Consider the following 19,399-nt stretch of genomic DNA (forward strand, 5'->3'; position numbering starts at 1 on the left):
GATCTAAAACTGGAAGAAGAAGAAGATTACAGCGGCCCATTCTTTCGGAACACCGCTTACATAACCGATGGTGCTATAGCTGGAGTTCTTAACGGTACCATCCTTTTTTACATAGCCAATGGTGGAATAGCTGGAATTTTTGATACTACCATCGTCTTTTATGTATCCGATAGTAGCATAACTTTTGTTTTTGATAGTGCCGTTCTTAATATATCCTACAGTATTATAGCTGCCGTTTTTGATAGTTCCATCACTGCTGATTCTATACATGGTCTGGTAACTGCCCGATTTAATTTCCTGCGCATGCAGGCCTGCCATAAAACTGCACATCAGTAAAAGGAGTAACATTTTCTTCATGCAATAATATTACTGAGAGTTACGGTGAGTTCGCAGCACTACTGCCAATTGCAGCATAGATTTAACAATACTCCGTATCCACTCAACTTGAAACAAATAATTTCTTTTATCATTTGTAGAATCACTTCGAAGGTTACAGCATCGGAGATTTCTTTACAAGATTCAATGTAACCAATCTCACCGATCAGACAGGATACCTTGCCAGAAGCGGATTGTACGAGCCATTATGAGGAAGAAGAGCCATACTGAGTGTTGACGTAAAATTCTGATGAAGGAAATCACCTCAATAAAAATGGACGACCATTGCTGATCGTCCATTTTTATTGAGGTTGTTAGTGCTACTGTTTCTGCTGACTCACGCGTGGGCCAGGCGTGAAGCCATATTTGCGTGCGCCCATTGCGATGAGCAATCCTGCGAAAGTGAATGCAAAGGCCGTCCAGGCTAAGTTTCCGGCTCCGGAGGTGAGCAAAATCCCTCCGAGAATACCACCTGCAGCAATGGCGAGGTTCCATACCGTTACCACCATCGATTGTGCTACGTCTGCATTTTCACCGGCAGTATCCGCGGCTGCAGTCTGCACCAGTGTTGCGGCACCGCCGAATGTGTAGCCCCATACTGCGATAGCAAAATATACTGCGATGCTACTTTCACCAGCCATAGCGAGCACCAGCGCTGCCAGCAAAAAGATCAGCAGACTGAAAAGTACAAGTGCACGAAGCATCTTGTCTACAAAGAGACCTGCGAGCCAGATACCAACCAGTGCAAAGAGTCCGAATACAAGCAGCACCAGATCTATCTTACTGTCTAACCCTGATTGCCCCAGAAATGGAACGATATAGGTGTAAAGAATGCTGTGAGCCATGATCCATGCGGCGATCACTGCGAGTACAGAACGAAGGCCGGGAATAAGAAACACCTTCTTCACTGAAATCTGATTTTGCTGATCCTGTCCGCGGAAATCAGGCACTTTGAAAAGCACCCAAAGGATAAGCAGCAGCGCAATTGCAGCCATCACGATAAAAGTATTGCGCCATCCGATCAACGATCCGAGATAAGTGCCTGCGGGCACACCAAATGAAAGTGCCAGCGGAGCACCCACCATTGCGATGGCCATGGCTCTTCCTTTTAATTTATCCACCACCAGTCTGCGTGCATAACCTGCAAGCATTCCCCAGATCAATCCGCCTGCCATACCTGCCAGAAATCTTACACCCAGTGTAAGTATATAGTTGGTTGAAAATGCTGTGATGATATTGAATACCAGAAAACCTCCCAATGCTGTAATCAAGAGTGGGCGACGGTTCCAGCCACGGGTAGCAGCGGTAAGAGGTATTGCGGAAATCAGTGATCCGATAGCATACAGCGATACCAGTTGACCGGCCATGGATTCGCTGACATTCATATCCCGGCTTATCTGCGTCAATAATCCTGCAGGGAAAACTTCTGTAAGCAATGCGAGAAAGCCAGTCATAGCCAGTGCGAGCAATGCCGATACCGGAAGTTTATCTTTTCCTGTTTCGCTGATCAGTTCAGTGTCTGATATAATTTTAGTTTCCATTGTTTGGTTATTTATGATGCAAAGCTACCCGCAGCAGCTCCGGGCTTCCGGTACATTTCAATGAAAAAGAAGTAAATTTGGTATATGCCTAACGCAAGCCTAAAGCACTGTACCGAAGTAAGTTTCGAGACAATCAGTAAAACCCCGCCCAGAGAAAAAGCCAATCTCTATTTCCAAATCATATACATAGTTTCAGGAACCGGCTTTCTGGAACTCAATGGAAACCAGATCCGGTATGGGACTGGCAGCCTGTATCTTATTACACCGAACGATAAACATCGTTTCGGGCCGGATCAAAAAACGGAGCAGCTGGTTGTACGTTTCAACAACGATTACATCAGGGAATATCGATGGAAGACCATCGATCATGTAGAAAGTCTGCTGTACCATTCAAGCCATCTTACAGGATGTATGATGAAGAACTCTGCAGACCGCTTTCTCATTGAGCGCATCATCGAAAGCATGATACACACGATGAAGACGGAGGGACAATACACTGTAGACCTGCTGTTCCATCTGGTAAATTCGCTGGTTGTGATTGCTGCAAGAAATATTGCTCAGATAAAACCCCAGAATCTTCCTTCGGGTGCAGAAACCAAAATACAGGAGATCATCACCTATATCCAAAGCAATATCAATGACCCTGAAAAGCTGAAGGCATCGAATCTCAGCAAAGAGTTCGGCATTTCAGAAACTTATCTGGGCAGCTACTTCAAAAACCGCAGCGGAGAAACATTGCAGCATTTCATTGCCAATTACAAATTGCGCCTCATCGAGCACCGGTTGAAGCTGAGTGATATGCGCATCAATGAAATTGCCACCGAATTCGGATTTACCGACGAAAGTCATCTGAATAAATTCTTCAAGAAGCTACGCGGCATGAGCTTATCGGAGTTCAGAAAAAAGAAAGCCCACCCCACGAAAGCGGTGGCTTAAACAGCAACAGCTGTACAAACGAAAACTGCCCTCAGAACTGGCGTTCAAAGGGCAGTTTTTTATTATGACTAACCAATTACTGCTTCACAAATTTTTCCATATGTGAGCTGCCGTTGGCAGACAGGATCTTCAGGAAGTATACACCGGGCGTGAGCCTCGATATATCCAGTTCCAGTTTGCTGTTATGGTCTGCATATTTTTTCGTGATCAACAACTGACTGTGTACGTTCAAAACTTCAACGGTGATAGCTGCACTCAGGTTGTCTGTTGTGATATGCAGGAACGACCGTGCAGGATTCGGATACACATTGTACACGAAACTTGTGTTGAAGTTCACGCGGCGAAGATCGGAATAGCTGAAGGCTCCATCCTGATCGATCATTTTCAGGCGGTATACGTTCAATCCTTTTGCAGGATGCGCATCCATCGTGTTGTAATTCGCAGACTTGCCTTTTGCTGCTACTGTACCTACAGCTTCCCATCCTCCATTATTGATAGATCTTTCTACGATGAACGATTTGGTGTTCACTTCCTGTGATGTGGTCCAGTTCAATTGTACAGCCTCCTGTTGTTTCTGCACAGTGAATGCAACGAGCTGCAATGGAAGCGTAGCCAGATCATCGCGCGTATACCAGATGGGAGAAGTAATGATCCTTGCCGTTCCATTGGTGATATCGATGTAGTAGTAACCGGTTGCATGATTCGCCAGATTCACATCGGCATAGGTGATGGAGCTTCCGGTAACAGAGGCAATCTTTTGCGCCGCAACACCACTTCCCGGAATGCCGTGCATAATGTTGATCACAGCATTGCTCACATTAGTGGTGGCATCTGTTAATGTAACTGAAATCACCGGTGCATTACGATCTGTGAACACTGCTCCCATGATGCGTGCATTGATGGAGAAATCGACCTTGCTGTCGCAATCGTGCGTTGCATAGTATTGCATATTGCGGATAGCTTTGATGATCTCCGTTTTTGTAAGCGCCGGTGCAATCACTGCCGTGCGCGCACGTGTGGTTCTTCCGAAAGTGGTTTTATGATTATCGTGATCGATAGTGGGTCCGAGATGATACCCTTTCGCCAGCAATGCCTGATAATAATTCAGGTAAGACATGGGCGAAGCCGGATCGGAATACGTGGTATTGGTAGAACTTGCTGGTCCGCTTTCCACTGCTGTTCCTACTATTGCCTCGTCTGCAACCGGGTTGTACGCTGCATTTGCGAGGTTGTTGTAATCAGTGAAATTCGGATGCGCCAGCGATGCGAATGTATTCTGTGCAGCATAATCATTGATTGTTTTGAACAATCCGTTGGCACCAGTGTAATCGCTTTTGGCAACATACACATCGTAGTTATTGCCAGCTCCCCATGTGCCGCTTCCGCTCTCCCATCCGAAAAGCAGATCCATACCGTCTCCATAGATCAGTACGTGTCCTCCTCCGGAAATGACGCCCCATTCCATGCCATATAATGCAAGGAAGTTTGGATGCGCAGCGGAGAAATTGTTCGCCTGCACACTGCCTGAATGATAATTGCTGATCTGGTTGCCTGGGTTATTGGCTGTTGAAAAGTGATTATGTTCTGAAATGCCCAGGAAATCCATGCAATCCGAGTTCATGGCATAGTTGTAATCGTCCGCGGGCGTGAAACCGGGATTATCCTGATTGCCATCTGAATAATCGGAATGCGCATGCAATGTGCCGAAGTAAATATTGTTCGGCGGCGTATTGGTGGTTTGCTTGTTTCCTTTCAGCGGATTGGTGATAAGATATTTTGTTCCGCCGATGCAGTTTCTGTTGGCTGAGAATACAAAGAAGTAGTAGACTGTATTTGCACTGAGACCGGTTGCCACAAAATTAGTTGCTGCGGAATTAGAAACTACAATACCTCCTCCCAGATTATCACCCACATTGTAATCCACATTATTGGCAGGGTTGGCAGACAATGTACTTGTTGTGCTTCTGATAACGAGATAATCATCAGCGCCGCTTGCTGCAGTGAATGATCCGGAAATACTTGTATTGGTTGCATTGAGCGCCAGTGAAACCGGTTGCGCAACCGGTGTTGCACATGGTGGCAATGGAGCTGTGGATTGAGAAGCGGTAAGCGGATTCACCGTATTGTATGCTGGTCCGCCTACACAATTCTGCGAACCAATACTGAACACAAAGAAATAATACCCTGTGTTCGGAGTGAGGCCACTGGCTGTAAAGCTGGTGCTGTTGCTTCTTTGCACAACTGTTGCTGTGCCGATCAGATCACCGGCATTGTATGTTTGTCCGTTTACAGGGTTATTGCTCAAGGTAGATGTACTGCTTCTGAGTACAAGATATTCATCAGCTGTTGCAGCAGTGAAAGAACCCTGAATGGATGTTGGCGTTGCAGTACCAAACACTAACCCGGTGGGCTGCGATGCAGGCGCAGCACAGGGTGGAAGTCCTGCGTTAGTGGTTGCCTGTCCGGTTAGTGCTGTTGTTGTGTAGTACAATGGACCGCCTGTGCAGATACTGTTCACAGAGAAAATAAAGAAGTAGTAAGTGGTTGAAGCATTCAGTCCGCTGGCAGTGAAGTTTACGCTGCTTCCATTGGATACAACTGTTCCGTCTCCTACATTATCGCCAACACTGTAGATCTGCCCGTTTACAGGGTTGGATGTAAGGCTGTTGCTGGTGCTTGCCACAACGAGGTATCCATCAGCAGCAGGAGCAGCGGCTGTAAAGCTACCCTGAATGCTAACATCATTGATTGTTCCAAATGCAAGCGCAGTGGGCGCTGCGGTTGGCGCTAAACATGGCGTGGTAGCAACAGCAGTTACAGTGAGGTTATCGATGCTGAGTTTTGGTCGCGATCCGGTTGTACCTCCCGTTCCATTGTGATAATAGAAACGAAGTCTTGCAGTAGCGCTGTTATTGAAAATCGCGGGCAATGCAATATTGTTCTTGGATCCGCTGGTAGCCGCGTTATTGGTGAAGTTGAGCACATTGGCGAATGTGAGTTCAGTGAAGCTCACACCATCGGTAGTGGCATACACACGAACTGATCCGTTTCTGTTGCCGGTAGAATTATCGATACTTGCCCAGTCGAAGCTGAGTGTACCGGCATTCAGTCCGGTGAAATCCATATAAAAATCGAGAGCGGCTGCTGAAGTGTTATCGGTACCACCCGTAGACAACAGCACTATCGATTGTGATGCAGGTGTTTGATCGGTTCCGCGCTGAACACCACCCGAAGATAAATTGCTTTGGAAGTTGGAAGTGGATGCAGTTGTAACAGTTGCATTTGGAATAGCTCCGGATCCACCTGCAGATAATCCGCTGAAATGATTGGCGCCATTACCGCTGGTGAAGAAATTGCCCCAGCTGGCAATATCATCAAATGTTTGTGTATAGCTCAATCCAGGCTGGGCCGACATCACAACAGGCAGAGCAGTATTGGTGAAAGCCTGTTGCGATCCGTATGCTGTGCCTCCGCCATTGGTAGCGTAGGCTTTGTAATAATATCTTGTATTGGGTGAAAGACCACTGAGATTAACACTGTAATTGCCTCCGCTGAGATTGGATGCAGATACTTTCGTTCCTGATCCATTGGGGAATCCTGATGCAGTGCTGTACTCGATTCCGTAATCGGTAACAGGCGAACAACCTGCATCGTTGATGCCTGATGCAACCGTGGCAGTAGTGCCTGTTACAGCAGAGCTGCCGCCGGTTGTTACTGTTGGTACAGCATTCACACCAGTTCCCGAAGCAGCGACAGAAACTCCTGTTACTCCTCCTCCACTGATATTGATATTTCCGCTGTACGACTGCACAGCAGTGGGATTGAATTTTACAAAGATCTCTTTGCCTGTAAAACTGCTGCCAACATAGGAGAAAGATAGCGTACCGGCATATGCACCTCCGGATGTTTCCGAATAACTGAATCCCGGCAGTGCGTCGATGGTGATGTTGGTTCCATTCAGACTGCTGCCATCGATCTTGAATGAATTAGGTCCGGCAGTAGTATTTACACACACATTTCCAAACACCGGTAACGGAGCAGCAACCGTTACAACCGGCGAAGTACCTGGATTTACTGTGAAGGTCTGTGTATTGGAGGGTGATGATGCGCCTGTTGTTGTTACCCCTACCAAAAATGAACCCGTTGCTGCAATATCAGCAGCAGCAATGGTTGCAGTGAGTTCTGTAGCGCTGACAAAAACTGTTGGTCTCGATGCACCATTCCATGTAACAGTTGATGCGCCATTTACAAAGTTGGAACCAATCACTGTCAATGGAAATGCAGGAGCACCGGCTGTTGCAGAAGATGGTGAGATAGAACTGGTAACCGGCGAAGGAACAGATGCAGTGAGCGAACCGCCGATGCTTAATCCGTATTGTCCTGCTGATGGGGAATTGAATCCCCATCCACCGGTAGCGGTTTGTCCGCTTGCATAATACCGGAATGTAATGGTGGTTCCGTCAGGTACATTTTGCAAGGCGGAGATCGATGAAAGATCCACCTGTGGCAAGGTTGCGGGAGTGCCCACGGTTGCAACGGGTGATGCTATCAAAGTAAAATTGGTTCCATCAAGGCTATAGGCGAACTGTGAGGAAACGCCTGGTGTTACCGCGAAAGTGGCCGTTCCTGCGAACTTCGCATCGATAGTTGAAAGCGATAAGGTATACCCCGGACTTGCAGAAAGCGTGAATTGAAAATAATCGGTATTGGCTGTGCTGATGCCATCATTCTTAAACCCTACTGTTCTGAATGAGTTGGCGCCTGCACTGGCAGCAGCTCCGGTTCCTCTGGTAAGTGTTTTGGAAGCATCCAGATTAGCATTGAATACTTCAGCATCAGAAGTGGCCACGGTATTTTCGCCGGTGAAATCCCATGCGGCAATCTGCGCATTGCTATACATGCTTACAGAAAGCAGCATAGCCATTAGCAATAAGATTCTGTTCAGGTAGATTTTGTTCATGTGCCTTTGGTTGTGTAATTAAATAGGAGGCCTGCAGTTTTTCAAAGAAAACCGGACGTGAATTACAGATAGGAATGGCTGCGTGGAGGCGGCCAAAAATAGCAGTAAAACCGACTTCGCCGACGTCAGTCAGATTAAGTAATTGTGATCACACGGAGAGATGGGAAAGAATACTGAAATGTAGTGAAAATTCGGATTTGAAAGCGTCATAAATCATCCGGATCGTTTTATTTGATGGTTGATATGGCAGGATTGAAATCCGGCGCAATAAGGCGCGGATTTCCGCAATGCAGAGCGGGATTTGCCGATGTCAACCACGGACAGACCACGGGTCGACCACGGACGGACCACGGGTCAACCACGGACAGACCACGGAACAACCACGGACAGACCACGAACAACCGCGGACAGACCATGGAACAACCACGGACAGACCACGAGTCAACCACGGAACCACTGCAGGCCAACCATGGAGTAACCACGGAATAATCACGGGGTTAGTGCAGGCCCACCACGAAACAACCACGGAACAATCACGGAGCTACCACGGAACAGAAACATTAACAGTATTTGAATCATCCCCTGCCCCGGCATTTCAGGGATTTGTCGTAACATTACTTTCAGTTTTGAAGCCATGTACCTCACCAGCCTTCCCGACCATACCGATCCCCTGTTTGATGAAGTTGCTTACTTCAAAAAATTCTCACAGCAGAACATCATCGTCAATGCAGTGAATACAGAAAGTTTTTGTGATGATCACGTTGGTTGTCTCAGCATCAAAACTGTAATGGAAGGAGAAGAATTCTACGATGTGGATCAGCGGAAACTGATACTCCGTCCCGGACAATTTCTGGTGCTGAATAATGAGCAGCGATACGGTTGCCGCATCGATCCCGGAACAAAGGTCAAATGCCTTTCCATTTTCTTTCAACGGGATTTTGCCGCTTCTGTGCTGCACGATGCTCAGCACAATGAATACAATCTGCTCGACGATCGGGGTGTTGGCAGCACAGTACCGGAATTCTTTCAAACGCTGAATGAGGTCACCCCTGCATTGCAGCAACACTTTTCGACACTGATCAACGAGCTCGAACAATTCGGATACGATGAGAACAGAGTGAATGAATCCATGGTATTCCTGCTTCGTCAACTCATTTCTTCTCACCGCTCGGAATTAACGCGCACACAACAGGTGACCGCTGTAAAAGCAGGTACACGCCACGAGATCTACAGAAGGTTATGCATGGCCAAAGACCTGCTGCACTCATCCTACAACGAACAGCTCGATCTCATGACCATCAGCAGCCAGGCCTTTCTTTCGGTGCCCCAGCTGGTGCGACAGTTCAAATCTGCCTTTGATTGTACGCCTCATCAATACCTGATCCGCATCAGACTCGACCATGCTGCAAGGTTGTTGCAGCAGACAGATATTCCTGTTCAGGATATCACCTGGAAATGCGGCTTCGAAAATCTCAGCGCCTTCAGCCGTGCCTTCAAATCTGCATACGGCCTCCAACCCACCGCCTACAGAAAACAACGCGCCTGAAATTGAGCATTTTTGCATAGTGGCCCATCCTGCACGGAGATATATTTGAAAGCACTCATTTATCCCACAAAAAACTGACACATTGAGAACTACTTTTTTTCTGCTGGCCATTGCATTGATTACCCTGCAAGCTCATGCACAGCAAACCCCTATTTCACTCTATGAACAGGCAGTACCCAATTCAAAAACGCCACCTGCCGATTATCCGAAAGAGCTCGACAGCTCGGACCGCATCAAATATGTAACACAGCCGACACTCATCCCTTACCTCCCCGAAAAAGGAACAGCTACAGGAACTTCTGTACTGATCTTCCCAGGCGGCGGTTATTTTCTATTGTCTATGCCCGCCTGCGTGGAAGTTGCAAAGGCATTGAATAAAGCCGGCATCACTGCCTTTATTGTGAAGTACCGCCTTCCTTCTGATGCTACTATGAATGATAAATCCATTGGCCCTTTGCAGGATGCTCAGGCAGCCATCAAGCTCGTAAGAACACGCGCCAGGGAATGGGGACTCGATCCGAAAAAAGTAGGTATGATGGGCCTTTCAGCCGGTGGACACCTGGTGTCGATGCTCGGCACTCAACTCAACAGAATTGTGATCGACAACAAAGAACACACCGATCTTCGTCCGGATTTTATGGCTCTGTTGTATCCTGTGATCATCTACGATCCTGAAGTTCCGAGAACAAGAGAAAATCTGATCGGGAAGAATCCATCCGCGCAGGCATTGGATTATTACAGCACCAACAAACACGTCACACCCAATACTCCTCCTACATTTCTGGTACACGCTGCAGATGATGAAACAATTCCGGTTAAGAATACGCTGGAGTTTTTCACTGCATTGCTGAAATCGAAAGTGAAAGCAGAGATGCATATACTTCAATCCGGAGATCATGGCTTTGCATTGACCGACCTTAACAGTGGTGAAAACTGGTTCAACCATTTCAAAAGCTGGCTGAAAGAAAACGGTTTCTAAAAAACCGCCTGCACAAGGCCGGACTGTAGTGTTTGAAAAAAATCAGTCGCGGCCCTGCACAGGCGGAAGAAATACTCTCTACTCAAACCGGAAAACTAAAAGCTATATCGAACACCGAATTGCATCTGCCATCTCGATGCCAGTGCATCGATGGCATATGGCTTACCCGGATCTATGAACTGATACAAAGGATACCCCTGCGCATTGCGTGCCGGGATATACGGCTGCAATCCGATACTCGCAGTAGAGTTATAGGTGTTCGGTGAAAAATACACCCATCCCCATTCTTTATTCAGGAGGTTAGTTAAATTCACAATATCGAGTGATAAGGTTATGGTATGCCGCTGACTGCGCGGGCGACTCGTAAACAAACTCAGTTCCTGCGCTATATGCAGGTCTGCATTTATATTCCACGGAGTGCGACCGGCATTGCGTTCCGTGAAATCTCCCCTTCTCTTGCGCAGGTATTTGTTGTTGTCGATGAACTGATCGAATGCATTCGCCTGCTCATCTGCAGTTCTGATAACCGTTACTCCATCTGCTGCGTAGATGTTGGTGAAGAAATTCACTGTCTCTCCTTTCGCAGGGATGTATGCCAGTGAAACCTGCTGCGGTGTATTCTGTGGTGTGTAGTTCACAAACCCATATGTAAAGGGACTTCCAGACTGTGCAGAGAAGAACACACTCACTACAGTACGCCAGCGATCGGACCATTGACGATCGAAACCAGTAAGTGCGATCACACGATGACGCACATCGAAGTTAGACCACGACAATGCAGGATCATTCGGATTGAGTGCCTGATTCAATTGCCAGTTCGATTCCATCGAATTACGGATACCGTTTGAAATATCCTTTGATTGTCCATATGTGTAAGCAACTGAGAAATTGAACCCGTTGCTGAACTTACGGGCAACACGCCCGGTAATGCTGTAACGGAAACCTTTGCTGGTATTGGTGAGCAGGTAAGCATTCGCGAGTCTGCTGTCGGTACTTCCGGAATAGATAGGTTGCTTTCTCAATGCCGCTGCGGAATCATAAGCATACCAGGATGGATTATCACGAAGATTGATCTGCTGGAACTTCACATCCTTCAGTGTTTTGGTGTAGATGGCTTCCAGCGTATAAGTGAATCCAAACTTATCGGTGTAATCCAGCGCCAGACTGTTTCGCAGCACGGAGGGCATTACGAAATTATTGTCGATCACATCGATCTGTGTTTGTCCTGCATTGGCATCGTCCACTACGCGTCCCTGCTGATGCGCAAAAGCAGCAATGCCTGCATACGGACTATCCTGCGGACGCAACAACGGATCAGTTCCGGGAATGAACGGACTCGGTGGCACTCCGTTGGTACGCATATCAATCGATCCGAATTCATTGCCGGTATTGTAGTAGGCATATCCGATCCAAGCCAATGGAATACGGCCGGTGAAGATTCCGGAGCCTCCGCGTAACACCACTGTACGACTTTCGTTCAGCTCAGCTCTGAATCCAATCCTCGGCGATGCCAATGGTTTGGAAAGATATTTCTGTGAGATCTCTCCCAACGGAGTATAGGTGTATGTTTTACCAAAGTAAGGATCACGCAGCGCATTCTGCGTTCTGCCACTCAAGGGCGCTTTGTCTGGAATGTAAGCCCAGTCTAATCTGATGCCCGGTGTAACTTTGAAACGCGGAGAGATCCTAATCTCATCCTGCGCATACACACTGAGGAAATTCACCCGAAAACTTGCAGGAGGATTATTGTACAGATGTTCACGCGTATTGTTGAAGAAGTTGAAATTCCCCTGCACACGCTGTGGTTTGTTGCCGAGAAAATCCTCGATGCTTTGATAAGTTACACGGCCATTCCAGCTGTTCACAAATCCATAATCGATATTGTACAGTTCATTGTGTGTACCGAAGGTGAGATTGTGCTTACCTGTGCGGACATTGAAATTATTGGTGAGCTCGAATGTGCGTTGTTTCAGATTGAAGATACTGGCTTCGCGGTCGGTACCAAAGAAGATGGTACTGCCGGGAGTTCGGCCTACAATCTGCACCTGCGGAAAGTCGGACCTGCTGCCGGGTTCGCGGTAATCGTGAATAGTTGTAAAACCGAGAATCAGGTTGTTTGAAATTCTGTTGTTGAATTTCGTTTTGAGATCTATTACGGTGGAGGATTGGTTGTTCACCTGTTTGTAACCGATGCTGGAGAAACGGAAATTAAGCTGATCGCGTTCCATCTGAAAAGCTTCGGACAATACCGTGTTGTTACGGATCACCAGTTGATTGTTCGCATCGATATTCCAGTCGAGGCGATTGAAGAATTTTCTCGATCGTGCATTGGAGTTGAAGACCTGATGTTCACCCGGATCGAAATTGTACCGGCTCTTCGAATGTGCCACAATGGCTTCAGCATCTGCGAGGCTGAGGATTCTGTCCGATCCTGCACTGCCCGCCACCTGCTGAACCGGCTCTTTACGATCGGTGATCTCCATATTCGTAAAAAAGAACAGTTTGTTTTTGATCAGCGGAAACCCAATACGGAAGCCGGTTTGCAGATCATGAAAAGAGGAAGGAAGCTTATTGCTCTTCTCCGTGTTCGTTTGGTCTACGCCCACCAATGAAGCATTCCTTCCATAAAAATAAACAGAGCCATGAACTTCGTTTGATCCCGATCTTGTTACTGCATTGATACTGCCTCCTGTGAAATTGCCGATCTTGATATCAAAAGGTGAAAGATATACCTGCATGTCTTCGATGGCATCGAGTGAAACAGGATTGGTACGGGTGGAACTTCCGGGCATGTTGGAAGTGCCCGTTTGTCCACCCAGTGAAGGACTAAACCCAATTGCATCATTGTTCACTGCGCCATCGAGCGTAACGTTGTTGTATCTGAAATTGGTTCCGCCAAAACTATTGTCTTTCGAGGCCTGAGGTACCACCTTGGTAATATCGGTAAGGCTGCGTGAAATGGTGGGCATGTTCTGCACAATCTGACGGCTGATATGTTCGCCTGAACCAACCGGCATCGCCTTGCTCTTCGATGCAGTGGCAGTAACGGTTACTGCAGTGAGTGCGGAAGCTTCTTCCAACATCTTCAGGTTCACCACCTGCGCATCTCCGAGTGTGATTCGGGCAATGATGGTATCGGTTTTCTTCAAACCCACGTGCGTGGCTTCCAGCCTGAAAGGCCCGCCGATTCTGAGGTTGCCGAAATAGTAATGACCATCGCGCTGCGATGCCTGTGCATAACGCGTTCCGGAAGGAATATGGGTTAATGTGATGGCTGCTCCTTCAACGGGCTTGCTGCCGGCAGTATTTATCCAACCTTCCAATGCACCGCTTGTTTCCTGTGCAGACAATGTGGAAGATTGAAACAATAGAATTGCCAATAGAAAAAATAAGGTGAGCTGTCTGAAAATACTACCGGTATATGTATGTTTCATCTTGCGATTGTGTTAGAAGTATCAGAGGATAACCTGATCGATGATATGTATCGCACCGTTGGATGCTTTGATATTTGTTTGCAGCAGTCGGGGAAAAACTACGCTTCTGCCTTTCTTCAGCACATTGGAGCCAGGTTCCAGCAAATAGCTCTGCAGATAGTCCGACGTGAATGAATAGTCGTAACTGACGTGCTGAAAAATCAGACCTATCACCTGCACCAGATCCAATCTGTCGAAATCTTCCGGTGTCTGATACCCTATTCTTGCAAATGCTTCGTTGGTAGGGCAAAGAGCCGTTGAGTTCGGCCACTTGAGGTCGGGGGTGTTCACGCCTTCCTGAAGCAAACGGGTAAAGTCCATGTAGCCGGGATGACGGTCATTTTTACTTTTCTTAATCAACTCAACAAACATGCTGAGCTCAGGATAGGTCTGTATTGTTTCCCAGATGGTTTGGGTTCCGGGAAGCGCCACTCCATTGATTTTCTGTACCACGCCATCTCCCAGATCCGCAGCTGCTGTGCTGTTGCAGCCATTCAGGAAGAGTCCGAAATAGTTTCGTGAAACTACCGGCAGATAATCTTTCAGCAGACTGCGTGCTTTTATATTGTAGAAACCTCCGCCGCCGATGCCTCCGAGTCTGCCATTGAGAATATGACCGTATATGATTTTTTTCAGCGCTTCCTTATCGTATGTTTTGATGGTCTGCAGATCCAGTCCAGCTTTTTTGAAAGATGCATCGGAAGGAGCAAAGAAGGTATAGGGGCCGCTTTCGAGCCAGGTAATATCTTTCGACAGTTCTATCCTTTCCAGTGCAGCACTGAAACAGGTAAGCTCAGGATCGTGCTGAATGAACTGCATGCATGTTTTATTGGCTGTATTGGTCTGCTTGTTCACCACCTCCTTTGAGCATCCGCAGAAAAACAATGCAACAGCGCAGGCGGCAATGATTATTGTTTGCTTCAACATCGTAAAAAATTTATAATGCAGTATTAAGGTATCAGCACCTGGTTGATGCCATGAATCACACCGTTACCCGCAGGTATGTTCGCATAGTTCGGAGATGCATAGGACGGCCGGTAGATCCTCGCAGCGATGCTGTTGCCTGTGCCTTTCAGGGAGATATCATTGTAAATGTTCTCATTTCCCGACACAGTGATCTTTGCTCCGTTCAGTGTTGTAATAGTTGCATCACCTGAAGCCTTTGCCTGTCTGTAAAGCCGGTCCATGAAACACTTAGTGCCCAGGATATGGTATTTCAGCAGACCCGCAAGTTCTACGGGATCGGAGGCCAGCACCATATCGGCGGAACTGAGATTGATGCCGGGTTTGATATTCTCTGCCTTTCTTAATATTTCATTGGGAATAGCCAGTATTGTATAGTCGCCTGTTTTCAGTGCAGGCATGATGCCAGCATGTTGCAGCGCCAGTGAAAACAAAGTGTAGGTGGTATCATTCAGAAAAAAATGCCAGATATTTTTAGTGAGTTCCGGCTGCACCACTTCCGAAGTAACCTGCATATAACCGTTCCCTGCCTTCACATCGGTATTCTGCAGTCTGGCACCATTTACAGTAGTGACGATATCCTCCCCCACTTTGATTCTGGAGATGTAGGCAGAGAACCCGCTGGCGCTGGGCAGCGGCTGGTTTTCACCCAACGGCATTCCTCCCACCAGATGCGCTCCGGTGAGTATGCTGCTGCGCATAACAGTTGGGAACCAGGGATCATCCGATTGAAAATTACCGGAGGCTACAATGCCTACCAGGTTGAAAGCTTCGTTGGTAGGTGCAAGCATGGTATAGCTTTTTCCTGATCGAAGCTCTGCATCATATTTTGTGTAATGCAGGATATTATAAAGCGTGGAAAGACTGAAATTGTCTTCGATCAGATATCCGATGCGGGTTCTGTCGATCTTCTCCGGAACAGGAAGATCATCTTCCTTGCTGCATCCGTTGAAAGCAACTGCTGCCAGCAGCAACACTGCAAGTACACTGAACCTTGTGATGGTTGTATGGCGATGATGCATCATCATTGCTGAATGCTTATTTGAATGGATAAAAAAGTTTGTTGATCTTATACAGCACACCGTTGTCGACGCTGTAATTATTAACAGGCTTCAGCGGATCACTGTCCTTGGGCACCACGATCTTCGGAGAACCGGGATACCACTGGATATATGCAATACCATTCTCCTGTGAGAACTGCAGTTCGGAAGGTGTTTTAACGTATGTGCCAAAGCCGCCTGATATCAGTTTGAGGAATCTATTGAGGATGCCGTTATTGAGTTTCCCTTTGATCATATCACCATACATGATACGGCTGGGATATCTCATCGATCCATCCATGCCTTTGTTGTACATCACGTTTCTTGCAAGCAGTGTATCCAGTGAAGAGAACCGGAACGAAATGTAGGCTTGTGTACCGTCGTCACTCATGGAGAATTTTACACCATACGAAGTGCGGAAGGCAAATGCACGAACGTCGCCGATACTGTAAAAGCCGGCATCATGGAATGCCTGGTTAGTTGGTGCAAAAACTGAAGTATTCACACTCTCAGTAAACTTGTCGGTCAGCGGATCATATTTCCGTGCCTGCAGTACAGGTGCATCCGAATCGGGGTAGGCATCGAAACCGAAGACTTCCCGTTCTTCATAGGCACTGCTTTGCTTGATGCTATCGAGCAGTTCAATGGATTCTTTGAACATGCTTAACTCAGGGTCTGCAACAATGATGTCCCAGAGTGTTTTGCTTTCATCAATCAAAAGCTCCCGTATGAATTTCCCAATCGGATAAATGTATCCATTGGATGCAACGATCTGCGGATGCAGCTCAAATGCCAATCCGTTTACATATTGCTTATCTCCTCTCTGAACAGACATATAGGTATGCTGGATCTTTGATCCCTGAAATGGAATACTGATGGTATCCTTACGAAGTGTCTGAATGAACTTTGTGATGGGAAGACTTTCCAGTGCACCGTTATCCAGTGCACCCGGAAGAATATGATAAGAAATGATCTTGTTCAGCGAATCGAGCCTGATGCTTTGGATGGCTGCTTCATCCAGTCCCTCTGCGCGCATAGCCTTATCTCCCACAGCAAAGATGGTGAAGGCATTGCTGCTCTCCAGTCTTGGCGTAAAACCAATGCGATCGAGTGCCTTTCTGAACAGGCTGAGCGTATCTATTTTGTCCAGTTCTTTTTTGAGGTTACCTTCTGCAAACTGCAGTGGATCTGATTTCTCTATGGGAGAGTCCGATTTCTTTATACAACCTGTTGCCACCAGCAGCAGCAGACAGATGCCGGTCAGCTGATGTTTATCGATGATTTTTATTTTCAGCATAGAGATGTTGTTAATTTGTTTTCACCTTCGCACTGTCAGGAATCACATTGAGTGTTTGCGATCTTATCACTACTCCGTTTACTGCCAGTTGTCCCTGTTGATCGTCGGGATAGAACACCCAGTCGCCATACCAGACGCTGCGCAGTGAATTTTCCGGAGATTGCCAGTCGAAGGGTACCACTTTCAGCTGCCGCTGAAATCCGCCGCCAGAGCCCGAAGAGATCAGCATTACATCCTCCTGCATGAATGGTCCCTGTGGTGGTGCAATTCTCAGGTCGTTGATGAAGAAGAAAGCCGGACTCAGAATATTTGTGCCAAAGGCCATTTTTCTGTACTCGCGCACATCCATATTGTTAATGGCTTCCACATCCCAGTTGTAAGCTGCATAGGCTTCATTGGTCGGAGCCAGCACCACCATTGGGTTACCGGTCTTCAGCTGATCCCAGAGTCCGAACTTTTTGAGTCCGGCAGCAAACACGCTGTATTCCGGAGTAGCTGCAATGATATCCTGCACGGAAGCAGCAGGAATACTGAGCGCCTGATTGAGCACATGGATCAATCCATTCTTAGCCATCACATCCTGCTTGTTCACGGCAATGCCATTGATGTAGAGTGTGGCAATTTGCGAAGTGGATGAAGCATACACGAAATCCTTTTCCACAGTAGGCATTGGATGATTCATGATCTGCGGAATACTGTTAGTGGGTACCCTGCCGGCAACGATGTGATAGAGCACCAGTTTTTTGAGATCCTCCACTTTCATTTTGCCAAGGCTATCGCGTGAAATGCCCGATCTGCCGAATGCACCATCATCGGGAAGAAAGATGGTATATCCCTCTCCGGCATTATCCAGCAGAGAATCCGTGGAGGTTCTTTTCATAGCACTGTAGAACATGCTGTAGGAAAAGTTATTCGCCAGCAGGTCGCGCAGCGAGGCTACGCCATTGTCTGCGGGAGGCGGTATCGCCTGTTTTTTGATGCATGCTGCCGTCATCAGCAACAGACAGACTGTTATATATTTTACGAGTAGTTTCATCTGTTGATATTTTTATTGGGGAACTTCATTGAATCCGCGCAGGATCTGCATCATGTACACTCTGTTGTAAACAATCTCCATGATGTTTACTGTAGAATAGATCCTGTATTTGTTTCCTGTACTTACAATCTTGTTCACGGAAGGCATCACAGTTTCGAATAATCCATACCGGTATGTATTGAAAAGGGCGCCATTGGCCTGACAGTCGAAACCATAATCCTTTGCACCTGAACCGGGGTTATCTGCATTTCCGAAAATGAACTGAACGAAGGGCATGGTGGGTGGCGGTTTTATTGTAGAAGCGATATCCACTCTGTAGTAGTTCCGTAGCGTATCATTATCGAAGAAAGCTTCTCTGGGTAGCAGCGGAACAGTGAGGTAGCTGATGCTGGTATCCATTCTTTTCTCCAGCGTTTTGTAAAAGTTATTGTTGTATCCCTCTATAGGATAATAACCTTTCACCGGCGCTTTCTGATGTGTATAGAAACTGTAGTTGATGGAGATCTTTTCTGGAAATACACGCATGTATCCGTCCTGTGCTCTTTTCGGTCTTGCTCCTGAAAGGTTCACAAAGCCGATATAGTTCTTGTTTTCCTCGAATGCCTGATGAACAAAGGTCTCCCTGCGCATATACAATCCAAACTGATTCTTATCTACATCCCGGCAAACAATCTGAAGGGTGTACACTTCCCCTTCCGTAAAATTCACTACAGTATCAACCAGTATTGTACTTCTGATCTCTCTGGAAAGTTCGGGGAACGGAATATTGTTCTTAGGCCTTGCTACAAATACAATTCTGTGCTCACCAGATTTCACCTGTGCCCATGCGGACATATCAAAGCCATTGATGGCGGGCGCTGTGAGTACATGCGCATTGCCCGGATATTCATAATTCATCGGCGTGCTGATGAATACTTTTCTACCTGTTGCATCAACCACATAATGCCCTTCAGAACTGTTTCCGGAATTCAGGGGATAGGAAGTAGTGTACAGTTCACGTGTACCGAGGAAATCGGCCATGGTAGCAGATCTCACAGGAATATTCTTTTCCTCGGTTTGAGGATCCATCAGAAAAGTGAAGAACGAACTGATATTGGTTCCCTGAAAAATATCTGGCTCTATAGAAACCGAATTGAATACCCGCATGTAAGATGGGTTCTCAATGAGGTCTACTTCTTTGTATTTGTAACAACCGGTAAACAACACAAACAATACCGGCAGATAAATGAAGCATGTTTTTCTGAGTTTCATGT

The 19,399-nt window shown here is 46.9% G+C and carries 12 protein-coding genes; 3 read left to right on the forward strand and 9 right to left on the reverse strand.

Annotated elements, in window-relative coordinates; all coding sequences use genetic code 11:
- Positions 1–3: 3 nt before the first annotated feature.
- The gene (locus tag HHL16_RS17120; protein WP_169426393.1) at positions 4–357 is read right to left on the reverse strand and encodes a 5-fold beta-flower protein; all 354 of its coding nucleotides are present in this window, start codon (positions 355–357) and stop codon (positions 4–6) included.
- Between the two features lie 338 nt (positions 358–695).
- On the reverse strand, positions 696–1,916 hold the full coding sequence (locus HHL16_RS17125; RefSeq protein WP_169426394.1) for an MFS transporter: 1,221 nt from the start codon (positions 1,914–1,916) through the stop codon (positions 696–698).
- 84 nt (positions 1,917–2,000) lie between these two features.
- Here HHL16_RS17125 and HHL16_RS17130 point away from each other — a divergent pair, with 84 nt between their 5' ends.
- Entirely contained in the window at positions 2,001–2,852 is an 852-nt protein-coding gene (locus HHL16_RS17130) for a helix-turn-helix domain-containing protein (protein WP_169426395.1), read from the forward strand.
- Positions 2,853–2,928: 76 nt separating this feature from the next.
- On the opposite strand, the gene HHL16_RS17135 is transcribed toward HHL16_RS17130, so the two are convergent.
- On the reverse strand, positions 2,929–7,812 hold the full coding sequence (locus HHL16_RS17135) for a T9SS type A sorting domain-containing protein (RefSeq protein WP_169426396.1): 4,884 nt from the start codon (positions 7,810–7,812) through the stop codon (positions 2,929–2,931).
- A 634-nt stretch (positions 7,813–8,446) separates the two neighbouring features.
- Between HHL16_RS17135 and HHL16_RS17140 the strand changes: the two genes are divergently transcribed.
- Entirely contained in the window at positions 8,447–9,358 is a 912-nt protein-coding gene (locus tag HHL16_RS17140; RefSeq protein ID WP_169426397.1) for an AraC family transcriptional regulator, read from the forward strand.
- An 82-nt stretch (positions 9,359–9,440) separates the two neighbouring features.
- Positions 9,441–10,337 carry an alpha/beta hydrolase gene (locus HHL16_RS17145; protein ID WP_169426398.1) on the forward strand — a complete coding sequence of 299 codons (897 nt, stop codon included), beginning with the start codon at positions 9,441–9,443 and terminating at the stop codon, positions 10,335–10,337.
- Between the two features lie 95 nt (positions 10,338–10,432).
- Here HHL16_RS17145 and HHL16_RS17150 read toward each other — a convergent pair whose 3' ends face one another.
- The 6 genes from HHL16_RS17150 to HHL16_RS17175 are packed head-to-tail and all read right to left on the reverse strand — an operon-like array spanning position 10,433 to position 19,397.
- Positions 10,433–13,771: a TonB-dependent receptor gene (locus tag HHL16_RS17150; RefSeq protein ID WP_169426399.1), complete on the reverse strand. Its 3,339-nt coding sequence runs from the start codon at positions 13,769–13,771 to the stop codon at positions 10,433–10,435.
- 21 nt (positions 13,772–13,792) lie between these two features.
- On the reverse strand, positions 13,793–14,737 hold the full coding sequence (locus HHL16_RS17155; RefSeq protein ID WP_169426400.1) for a fasciclin domain-containing protein: 945 nt from the start codon (positions 14,735–14,737) through the stop codon (positions 13,793–13,795).
- Between the two features lie 23 nt (positions 14,738–14,760).
- Positions 14,761–15,801: a fasciclin domain-containing protein gene (locus HHL16_RS17160; protein WP_169426401.1), complete on the reverse strand. Its 1,041-nt coding sequence runs from the start codon at positions 15,799–15,801 to the stop codon at positions 14,761–14,763.
- Between the two features lie 10 nt (positions 15,802–15,811).
- On the reverse strand, positions 15,812–17,110 hold the full coding sequence (locus HHL16_RS17165) for a fasciclin domain-containing protein (protein WP_169426402.1): 1,299 nt from the start codon (positions 17,108–17,110) through the stop codon (positions 15,812–15,814).
- A gap of 10 nt (positions 17,111–17,120) precedes the next feature.
- Positions 17,121–18,146: a fasciclin domain-containing protein gene (locus tag HHL16_RS17170; RefSeq protein ID WP_169426403.1), complete on the reverse strand. Its 1,026-nt coding sequence runs from the start codon at positions 18,144–18,146 to the stop codon at positions 17,121–17,123.
- 12 nt (positions 18,147–18,158) lie between these two features.
- Positions 18,159–19,397 carry a hypothetical protein gene (locus HHL16_RS17175; RefSeq protein ID WP_169426404.1) on the reverse strand — a complete coding sequence of 413 codons (1,239 nt, stop codon included), beginning with the start codon at positions 19,395–19,397 and terminating at the stop codon, positions 18,159–18,161.
- Positions 19,398–19,399: the final 2 nt, after the last annotated feature.

This window comes from Pseudoflavitalea sp. G-6-1-2, assembly GCF_012927185.1.
Taxonomy (GTDB): domain Bacteria; phylum Bacteroidota; class Bacteroidia; order Chitinophagales; family Chitinophagaceae; genus Pseudobacter.

Bases quoted from the DNA above. Each gene is read 5' to 3' on its own strand.
- HHL16_RS17140 (WP_169426397.1), top strand. From the start codon at position 8,447: ATGTACCTCACCAGCCTTCCCGACCATACCGATCCCCTGTTTGATGAA.
- HHL16_RS17120 (WP_169426393.1), bottom strand. From the start codon at position 357: ATGAAGAAAATGTTACTCCTTTTACTGATGTGCAGTTTTATGGCAGGC.
- HHL16_RS17130 (WP_169426395.1), top strand. From the start codon at position 2,001: ATGCCTAACGCAAGCCTAAAGCACTGTACCGAAGTAAGTTTCGAGACA.
- HHL16_RS17165 (WP_169426402.1), bottom strand. From the start codon at position 17,110: ATGCTGAAAATAAAAATCATCGATAAACATCAGCTGACCGGCATCTGT.
- HHL16_RS17155 (WP_169426400.1), bottom strand. From the start codon at position 14,737: ATGTTGAAGCAAACAATAATCATTGCCGCCTGCGCTGTTGCATTGTTT.
- HHL16_RS17135 (WP_169426396.1), bottom strand. From the start codon at position 7,812: ATGAACAAAATCTACCTGAACAGAATCTTATTGCTAATGGCTATGCTG.
- HHL16_RS17170 (WP_169426403.1), bottom strand. From the start codon at position 18,146: ATGAAACTACTCGTAAAATATATAACAGTCTGTCTGTTGCTGATGACG.
- HHL16_RS17160 (WP_169426401.1), bottom strand. From the start codon at position 15,801: ATGATGATGCATCATCGCCATACAACCATCACAAGGTTCAGTGTACTT.
- HHL16_RS17175 (WP_169426404.1), bottom strand. From the start codon at position 19,397: ATGAAACTCAGAAAAACATGCTTCATTTATCTGCCGGTATTGTTTGTG.
- HHL16_RS17125 (WP_169426394.1), bottom strand. From the start codon at position 1,916: ATGGAAACTAAAATTATATCAGACACTGAACTGATCAGCGAAACAGGA.
- HHL16_RS17150 (WP_169426399.1), bottom strand. From the start codon at position 13,771: ATGAAACATACATATACCGGTAGTATTTTCAGACAGCTCACCTTATTT.